This window comes from Arthrobacter sp. R4 (assembly GCF_051365025.1).
Taxonomy (GTDB): Bacteria; Actinomycetota; Actinomycetes; order Actinomycetales; family Micrococcaceae; genus Arthrobacter.
This window is the reverse complement of the sequence record NZ_JBLWIJ010000013.1, coordinates 305064-313942: the sequence shown is the minus strand read 5'-3', so window position 1 is coordinate 313942 and position 8879 is coordinate 305064. Positions and strand designations below refer to the sequence as shown.

The window sequence follows — 8879 nt, the reverse complement described above, 5'->3', positions numbered from 1 at the left end:
GGACCCGTGACCTGCACCGCGAACTGGCCCGCTGCCGGGTCTACCTGCACCCCATGCGGTGGACGTCCCTGGGCCTGTCACTTTTGGAGGCCATGCACCTGGGCATGCCAGTCCTGGCCTTGGCGGCCACCGAGGCGCCGCGCGCGGTGCCGCCGGAAGCCGGTGCGGTGTCCGCCGACGTCGGCGAACTGCTCTGCTGCGCCCGCCGCCTGATCGCCAACCCGGAAGAAGCGCGACGGCGGGGCCTCGCCGCCCGGGAGGCGGCGCTGGAACGCTATGGCCTCACCAAGTTTCTGAACCGCTGGGATGAGGTCCTCGCGGACCTGCGCACCCCGGCCGCCGCGAACGGAAAGCGGCACCCCCACACCACACGTCTGGACGAGCAGATCCTTATTCCGGCGCGAGAGAGGAACACCCCATGAAGATCTCGATGGTTTCCGAGCACGCCAGCCCGCTGGCCGCACTGGGCGGGGTGGACGCCGGCGGGCAGAACGTCCACGTCGCCGCGCTGTCAGAGGCCCTTGCCCGGCGGGGCCACAGCGTGACCGTGTACACGCGGCGGGACGCGGAAGACCTGCCGGCGAGGGTGCAGGCAGGGCCCCGGCTGGAAGTAGTGCATGTGGACGCCGGGCCCCCCTGCCATGTGCCCAAAGATGAGCTGCTTCCGTTCATGGACGACCTCGCGGCGGGCATCGCCAAGGACTGGGGCCGGCTGCCGCCGGACGTGGTGCACGGGCACTTCTGGATGTCAGGGCTCGCGGCCCTCGAAGCGGTCGGGCGGATCGGCGGACAGGACTCGGCAGAACGGGATACTTCTCCACGGGATACTTCCGGTCGGGCTGCCAGAAGGGATGATGCCGAGTACCGGATTCCGGTCGTCCAGACCTTCCACGCGCTCGGAACCGTCAAACGCAGGCATCAAGGCAGCGAGGACACCAGCCCGCCGCAGCGTCGCTGGCTGGAACCCTCAGTGGGCCGGTCCGCGGACAGGATCATTGCCACCTGCTCCGACGAAGTGTTCGAACTCAAAGCAATGGGAATCGACACCGGAAAAGTGTCCATCGCCCCGTGTGGGGTGGACCTGGGGCTCTTTTCCGCGGACGGTCCGCCCGCTCCGAGGCCCAGGACCCACCGGATCCTCTCGGTTGGCCGGCTGGTACCCCGCAAGGGCGTGGACCTGGTGATCCGCGCGCTCCCGCAGCTGGCCGAGGCGGGATTCGACGACGTCGAACTCCTCATCGTGGGCGGCGGCGCCGAGCCCGGGGTACTTCATGCCGATCCGGAAGTGCGGCGCCTCCTGGACCTCGCCGAAGGGCTGGGCGTTGCGCACCAAGTGACCTTGCGTGGTCAGGTGCCGCGCGGCGACATGCCCGGAATCTTCCGCAGCGCCGACGCCGTCGTGTGCACGCCCTGGTACGAACCGTTCGGCATCGTTCCATTGGAAGCCATGGCGTGCGGTGTGCCGGTGGTGGCGGCTGCAGTGGGCGGGCTGCAGGACACCGTCCTCGATCACGGTACCGGGCTGCATGTACCGCCCCGGGATCCGGAGGCCATCGCCGCTGCGGTGGCCATCCTGTTGGCAAACCCCGGTCTCCGCGCAGAAATGGGGGCTGCCGGGCAGGTCCGTGCACGGACCCGGTATTCCTGGGACCGGGTTGCCGCGGAAACGGAGAAGGCCTACCAGCTGGCCATGGCGGAACTGCCTGCAACCCTGGGAATGGAAGGGGCAGCGCTGTGACCGCCGAATGGTCCATCCGCGAAGCCGACATTCAGGCCCTCGCCTTTCCAGCCGCTTTGCCGGGACTGGAAGTGCTGGAGGTGGAGGCAGCGGACACGGAGTCCGCGGACGCTGAATCGCTGCACACGGTGCAAGCGCATCTGGACAACGTGGTTCCGGCACTGGAATCGCTCCGGGCCCAATCCGGCCGTCTCGCGGCCTGGGGCGTGGAGCTGGCGCAGCGCCTCCTCTGCGGCCAGCGGCTCCTGGCGGCCGGAAACGGCGGTTCGGCCGCCGAGGCCCAGCATCTGACCGCTGAACTGGTGGGCAGGTTCGACGGCGAACGCGCCCCGTTCTCGGCCATCTCGCTGCACGCCGAAAGCTCGGCGCTGACTGCCCTCGCCAACGATTACGGCTACGAACACGTGTTCGCCAGGCAGGTCCGCGCCCACGGCCGTTCCGGGGACGTCCTGCTGCTGCTTTCCACCAGCGGCCAGAGCCCCAACCTGCTGCGCGCCGTGGAAGCGGCCGCCCGCCTCAATGTCACCACGTGGGCACTGACCGGCCCGGGGCCAAATCCCCTGGCCGACGCCTGCGATGAGGCAGTGACGATCGATGCCCTCAACGCCAACGCGCAGGAGGGCCACCTGATTGCACTGCACGCCATCTGCCGGGCATTTGACCTGGAGGTGCGCCGGCGGAGTACGGGTCTCCAGGAGGGACGAACGGAAGCGGAGTGGGGTGTTGAACCATGAGGATCGTGGTGGTGGGGGACGTGCTCCTCGACGTTGACCTGTCCGGCGATGCCACCCGGCTGAGCCCGGACGCTCCCGTGCCGGTGGTTGATGTCACCGGCGTGAAGCGCCGGGCGGGAGGAGCCGGTCTGGTGGCCCGGATGCTGGCGGGCGACGGTTGGCCGGTCACCCTTGTCACGGTGCTGGCGGATGACGACGCCGGGCGCCAGTTGGAGGCGGCGCTCGCGGGCGTGCGCCTGGCGGCCGGTCCCAGCAGCTTCCCGACGCCGGTCAAGACGCGTGTCCGGGCGGGAACACATCCCGTGGTCCGGTTCGACCAGGGCTGTGGGAGGGTCCCGGTGCCGGACGTGACGCCCGCCATGCTGCGGGCCGTGGAAAAGGCCAGCGCCATCATTGTCGCTGACTACGGACGTGGCTTGGCGGCCAACCCGCAGCTCCGGGAGCTTCTGGCGAGGCTGGCCGAGGATGTGCCCATAGTGTGGGATCCGCACCCCGCGGGCGCCGCTCCCGTGCCGGGGGTCGCCGTCGTCACTCCCAACCTTGCTGAAGCCCACAAAGCGGCTGGGAGCCTCGGCGACGGGTTCGCCGGAGCCGCCTCCGCCGATGGGGCGGCCAAGGTGGCGGGCATACTGCTGGACCAGTGGGGCAGCCGCGCTGTCCTGGTCACCACGGGCGAGCACGGAGCAACACTGCTGCGGCAGCGTGACCGCGTCCCGCGTCCCGTCCCGGCACCCCGGGTGGAGCAGGCAGATCCCTGTGGGGCAGGGGACCGGCTCGCCGCAAGCCTGGCAGTGCACCTGCTGGCTGGCCGGGACCTGGAGGACTCCGCCGTCCTCGCCGTCCATGAAGCCGCGGATTTCCTTGCTGCCGGGGGAGTGGCGTCCTTGCCGGAGCCGGCAGGACCGGCCAAACGCAGGCACCGCACCACCGAACCACTGCTCCTGGCCCGGAGCGTACGGGAGAACGGCGGCAAAGTGGTGGCCACTGGCGGCTGCTTCGACCTGTTGCACGCCGGGCACGTCAGATCGCTGACGGCCGCCCGTGAACTGGGCGATTGCCTTGTTGTCTGCCTGAATTCGGACGCGTCCGTCCACCGGCTCAAGGGTGAGCAACGGCCCATCATGAACCAACAGGACCGCGCCGAACTGCTGCTGGCCCTGGAATGCGTGGACGCTGTCATGATCTTCGACGAGGACACCCCGGAGGCCGCCCTGGAGCGGCTGCGGCCGGACATCTGGGTCAAGGGCGGCGATTACAAAAATGCCAGGCTGCCGGAGGCAGAACTCGTGGAAAGTTGGGGCGGCCGCTGCGTTACGGTCCCCTACCACCCGGCCCGTTCCACAACGGGCCTGGCCGAAGCCTTGGGCAAGGTCAGCTGAAACTCAACCGAAAGGAACACCATGAACACAGAGACACCCTGGCCTGGCCGCGTCCTGGTCACCGGAGGGGCCTCCGGACTGGGGGCCGCCGTCGTCGACGCCGTCCTGAAGGCGGGCGGAACCCCGGTGGTCCTTGACCGGGACATCAGCACTGTCTCCGCAGTGAAAGCCTTCGAAGTTGACGTCGCAGACCGCCTGGCCGTGGAGCAGGCCGTGCGGGAGGCCGCGGAGTCCCTGGGCGGCCTCGAAGCAGTGGTCACGGCCGCGGGCATCGACCGGTGCGGCAAGCTGGCGGACGTCGACGCCGACGAATGGGAGAAGGTGATCGGCGTCAATTTGCTGGGCACAGTCGCCGTTGTCCGCGCCGCGCTGCCCTACCTGATGGAATCGCGGGGAAGGGTGGTCACCGTGGCCTCCACGCTGGGAAAACGCGCGGTGGCCGACGCCACGGCCTACTGCGCCTCCAAGTTCGGCGTGGTGGGCTTCAGCCACGCGCTCGCCGCTGAAACCGGCGGCCGGATCGGTGTCACCACCATGATCCCCGGCGGCATGAACACGCACTTCTTTGATGACCGGACCGAGCAGTACAAACCACAGGACGACTCCCGGCTCAACAGCCCGGCCAACGTTGCCCAAGCCATCCTGTTCGTGCTCTCCCAACCGCAGGGCTGCGAGGTGCGGGAGATGCTGATCTGCCACGCAGAGGAGGGCTCCTGGCCCTAAGTTCCCAAGAGGCTCCGAACGTCCTGGTAAACCTCGGCCGGCCCGATACCCGCCACCAGGCACTCGTCATGCGGGCAGCGCGGAGCTGTCCAGCCCACCTGCGTCACGTCTGCCCCGCACACGGGGCAGTGCGTCGTCCAGGAGAGTTGGAGCCGGTGCCGGCCGCGGCCCAGGGGAGCGGACGTGAGGGCGTTCCCCGCCCAGTAGATCCCCACTGTGGCTGTACCGAGCGCCTGCGCCAGGTGCCGCGGTCCGCTGTCATTGGCCAGCACCACATCGGCACGGGCCAGCAGCGCGGCCAACTCACCAAGCCCCAGCTTCCCTGCCACGGAGGACACGGAAACCGCAGACGCTGCGGTGCCTGAACCGGTTCCGGCGGAAGGCCCGACGGCGGCAGTCACCACTGCTTCCGCCAGCCCGGTTTCGTTCCGGTCGCCCACCACCAGGACCCGGCAGCCGTCGTCGGACGCTGCCCGGGCAACCGCCCCGAAACTGGACACCGGCCAGCGGCGGCGGGGATCGCTGGCGCCCGGATGGATCACCAGTACGGGAGTACCGGCGGCTGGCAACGCCGCGCCGAGGGTGTCAGGCAGCGGTGTCACGAACCTCTCCTGCGGCGCAAGCTGTGCCTCAAGTGCCGCTGGTGCAGCGCCTGCCAGGCCGGCAACTTCCAGGGCCCGCATTGGCTCGTGCTGGTAGTAGGTGTACGGCAGGGTCCGTTCGAGGGGGACGGCATCCGGGGTCGCGGACCCCACCGTGTGCCGGGCCTGCAGCCGCAACAGGAACGGGTTGGAAAACCGTCCCCCGCCATGCAACTGAACCGCCAGGTCGAACTTCCGGGCGCGGGCGTCGAGGAAAAACCGGTCGACGGCGGACGCGTCCTCGGTGCCGGGCCGCACCCCTTCGGCGAAGGGCAGCACCATGACATCGTCCACCGCGCTCTGGACTTCGGCGAGCAGGGATTCGTGCAGCGGTGTCCCCAGGAGCGTCACGGTGCAGCCCGGATACGCCTTCTTCAACGCGGTGACGGCAGGAAGGGCAAACATCAGGTCCCCCAGGCCGCCGCCGCGCAGTACTGCGACCCGCGAGACCCCGGGGAATTTGCCTAGCACCGGCCCGACGCCCCTGGCGGTCTCATCCATGCTGCCCTCCTTCTATGCCTGTACCTATGCTTGTGCCTGTGCCTTCGCGTGCTGCCACCTTACGGACGCCCGGCCCACCTGGCTAGGGGCGCAATTCTGCCCGGATTCCACCGTGTAAACATCCGCCCCCGGGGTACGGGACTCCAAGGAGAAGTACGTACGGAGGAGTTCCATGCATACGACCGCCACACCCACAACCACCCCTGACCTGACCCTTGACGGCTCCGGACTGGCTATCAGCGATCCGCGCACCGGGGAGTTCCTGTGGTCCGTCCCTGAGGCCGGGCCCGAAGCGGTGAGTCACGCCGTCGAGGTGGCCAGGAGCGCCGCCGGGCCGTGGGCCGGCGTCGCCCCGGCGGAGCGGGGTGCCGCGCTCCGTGCCGCTGCCCGGGCACTCGAGGCCGCCGCGCAGGAACTGGCGGGCCTCAACAGCAGTGAAACCGGACGCCCGCTCGAAGAAGCCCTGGCCGGGATAGCCGCCGGAGTCTCAACCCTGGAGCAATACGCCGAGCTGGGCCCGGTGCACCGCGGACACAGCCTGCTGGGCAGCCGGACCGCCTCGGACTACACGGTGGCCGAGCCCCGCGGCGTTGCCGTTCTCCTCACTCCCTGGAACGATCCCGTAGCGGTAGCGTGCGGCCTGATTGGCGCAGCCTTGGTCACCGGCAACACTGTGGTGCACAAGCCGAGCGAGCGCTGCCCACGCCTCGGTGAAGCCCTCGGGGAAGTGTTGGCGCCGGCCTTTCCGCCGGGCGTCCTGCTGACTGTGTCCGGCGGCGCGGGGGTGGGAGAAGCCCTGACCCGGGCCGCCGTCGACGTCATTGCCCACGTGGGTTCCACTGCATCCGGGGAGCGGATCGCCCACGCAGCCGTCCAGTTCGGAGCCCACGTCCTCCGGGAAAACGGCGGGAACGATCCACTGCTGGTGGACCGCGACGTTGATCCGGCGTGGGCGGCCGAGCAGGCGGCCATCGGCGCCTTCAGCAACAGCGGACAGATCTGCACATCGGTGGAACGGATCTACGTCCATGAGGCCATCGCGTCCGAATTCTGCGCTGCGCTGGAAGCCGAAGCGGCGCTCCGCAACAGCAACGGGACCATGGCTCCATTGGTGGATACCAGGCTGCGTGGCACCGTCCACGCCCAGGTGTCCGAGGCACTGGAGCAGGGAGCCCACGCCGTGGAAGGCGGATCAATTCCGGACGGGCCCGGTGCCTTTTACCCGGCGACTGTCCTGCTCGGCTGCACCGACAGCATGCAGGTGATGACGGAGGAAACCTTTGGCCCTGTGGCTGCCGTCCAGGTGGTCCCCAGTTTCGACGAAGGGCTGCGGCTCGCGGGCAGCGGCCGTTACGGGCTGGCCGCCACGGTCCTGACCGGGAGTATCGCCCATGTCCAGCAGGCCATTGCCGCCCTTCCGGTGGGCACCGTGAAGATCAACGAGGTGTTTGGCGGGGCGCCGGGTGGTTCGGCCCAGCCCCGGGGCGCCAGCGGCGAGGGTTTTGGCTACGGCCCCGAGCTGCTCGATGAGTTCACCCGGGTGAAAGTGGTGCATGTGGCGGCTCCGCCTCCGTTCGCCCTGCGGGAACGGGCGCCATCTGTAGAGGACCAGCGATGAGCCCGTTGCACGCCGACGCCGACGACCTCTCCAGCCAGCGGGGACTCTCCGAATGGCTGCCGCGCCGCCTCGCCGCCGAACGGCCGGCCATCACGGTGCTCGGCGACGTGATGCTGGACGGCTGGTGGAGCGGAACCATCGAGCGGCTCTGCCGGGAGGCGCCGGCCCCGGTGGTGGACGTGGCCACCCGCGACTTCGTCCCCGGCGGTGCAGCAAACACCGCCATGAACCTCGCGGCGCTCGGGGCCAGGGTGTCGGTGGCCGGCATCATCGGAACGGACGACGCCGGGACGACGCTTCGGAGGAAGCTTCAGGATGCCGGGATTGACGTCCGGCATCTCCACACGCATCCGGACATGGTCACCACCACGAAGATCCGGATCAGCAGCGGCGGCCAGGTGATGCTGCGGATCGACGACTCAGCCAAAGCCGTCCCGGCCGATGCGCTGGCGGCGCTCGCCGCATCGGTGCGTGCCGCCGTCGGGCACCAGGACGCGGTGATGGTGTGCGATTACGGGACGGGTGTCCTGGCCGGCCCGGTCCGCGAGGCCCTCATTGAGGCGCTGGGCGGGCCCGTTTCGCGGCCTTTGACGGTGGTGGATGCCCACGATCCCCGCCCTTGGGCGCCGTTGCGGCCGGACCTCGCCACGCCCAATGCCCAGGAGGCCAGCCGCCTGCTGGGCCTGCGCCTGCCGGAGGGTCCGGATCGGGTGGCCGCCGTGGCCCGGCACCGCGATGCCTTGTGCGCTGCCACCGGGGCGCGTGCGGTGGTGGTGACGCTGGACCGCGACGGAACGGTACTGTTCCCGGCCGATGGCGGCACCCACCGGACCTGGGCCAGGCCCGCTGCGGAGAAGCAGGCCTCCGGGGCCGGAGACACGTTTGTTGCGGCATTGACCCTGGCCCACTCGGCAGGCCTCCCGCTGACGGCAAGCCTGGACCTGGCCCAGGCCGCGGCGGACGTGGTGGTGCACCAGCCGGGCACGTCGGTGTGCAGCACCGCCCAACTGGGCCGGTACCTGGCGAGCTTCGCGGACACGGCCCTCGGCATCGACGAACTCGCCCTGGAGCTGGAAGCGCACCGCTCCCAGGGCCAGCGGATCGTGCTGACCAACGGCTGCTTCGACGTGCTGCACAAGGGCCATACGCGCTACCTGAACCAGGCCAAACAGCTGGGCGACATCCTGGTGGTGGCCCTGAACAGCGATGCCTCAGTGCGCAGGCTCAAAGGACCGGACCGTCCCATCAACACCGAGGCGGACAGGGCTGCAGTCATTGCCGCGCTCAGTTGCGTGGACTATGTCACGGTCTTTGACACCCCCACGGCCAGCCCGCTGATCCGGCGGCTCAAGCCCGAGGTGTACGCCAAGGGCGGTGACTACACTGCGGACATGCTGGAGGAGGCCAGTGCGGTGGAAGAGTGCGGTGGTCGGGTGGCCATCCTGGACTACGTGGCCGAACGTTCCACCACGGCCGTGGTCAGACGCATCAGGGCGGGTGAGGGAGCCAGGCAAGTCCAGTAGGGACGCCGCTCCTGCGTGCCAG

At 69.5% G+C, this 8879-nt stretch carries 8 protein-coding genes; 7 read left to right on the top strand and 1 reads right to left on the bottom strand.

Features of this window, described 5'->3' with window-relative positions; genetic code table 11:
* The 5 genes from ACLKOZ_RS09985 to ACLKOZ_RS09965 form a co-directional block, all read left to right on the top strand.
* Positions 1-422, top strand: a 422-nt coding sequence (locus ACLKOZ_RS09985; RefSeq protein ID WP_436474747.1) for a glycosyltransferase, incomplete at its 5' end; no start/stop codon positions are given.
* A complete protein-coding gene (locus ACLKOZ_RS09980; RefSeq protein WP_436474745.1) occupies positions 419-1738 on the top strand; it encodes a glycosyltransferase in 1320 nt (439 codons plus the stop codon). The genes ACLKOZ_RS09985 and ACLKOZ_RS09980, both read left to right, overlap by 4 nt.
* Entirely contained in the window at positions 1735-2472 is a 738-nt protein-coding gene (locus tag ACLKOZ_RS09975; protein WP_337349088.1) for a D-sedoheptulose-7-phosphate isomerase, read from the top strand. The genes ACLKOZ_RS09980 and ACLKOZ_RS09975 overlap by 4 nt, the downstream gene beginning before the upstream one ends.
* Complete coding sequence (gene rfaE2, locus ACLKOZ_RS09970; protein ID WP_436474743.1) at positions 2469-3851, top strand: D-glycero-beta-D-manno-heptose 1-phosphate adenylyltransferase; 1383 nt, start codon at positions 2469-2471, stop codon at positions 3849-3851. Before ACLKOZ_RS09975 ends, rfaE2 (ACLKOZ_RS09970) begins: the two co-directional genes overlap by 4 nt.
* Before the next feature lie 21 nt (positions 3852-3872).
* Positions 3873-4574 carry an SDR family oxidoreductase gene (locus ACLKOZ_RS09965; protein WP_436474741.1) on the top strand — a complete coding sequence of 234 codons (702 nt, stop codon included), beginning with the start codon at positions 3873-3875 and terminating at the stop codon, positions 4572-4574.
* On the opposite strand, the gene ACLKOZ_RS09960 is transcribed toward ACLKOZ_RS09965, so the two are convergent.
* Complete coding sequence (locus tag ACLKOZ_RS09960) at positions 4571-5716, bottom strand: glycosyltransferase family 9 protein (RefSeq protein ID WP_436474739.1); 1146 nt, start codon at positions 5714-5716, stop codon at positions 4571-4573. The two genes, ACLKOZ_RS09965 and ACLKOZ_RS09960, sit on opposite strands and share 4 nt — an antisense overlap.
* A 172-nt stretch (positions 5717-5888) precedes the next feature.
* Between ACLKOZ_RS09960 and ACLKOZ_RS09955 the strand changes: the two genes are divergently transcribed.
* Both ACLKOZ_RS09955 and rfaE2 (ACLKOZ_RS09950) read left to right on the top strand, forming a co-directional pair.
* On the top strand, positions 5889-7334 hold the full coding sequence (locus tag ACLKOZ_RS09955) for an aldehyde dehydrogenase family protein (protein WP_436474737.1): 1446 nt from the start codon (positions 5889-5891) through the stop codon (positions 7332-7334).
* Positions 7331-8857, top strand: coding sequence for a D-glycero-beta-D-manno-heptose 1-phosphate adenylyltransferase (gene rfaE2, locus ACLKOZ_RS09950; RefSeq protein ID WP_436474736.1), 1527 nt, complete (start codon positions 7331-7333; stop codon positions 8855-8857). Before ACLKOZ_RS09955 ends, rfaE2 (ACLKOZ_RS09950) begins: the two co-directional genes overlap by 4 nt.
* The last annotated feature ends 22 nt before the right edge of the window (positions 8858-8879 follow it).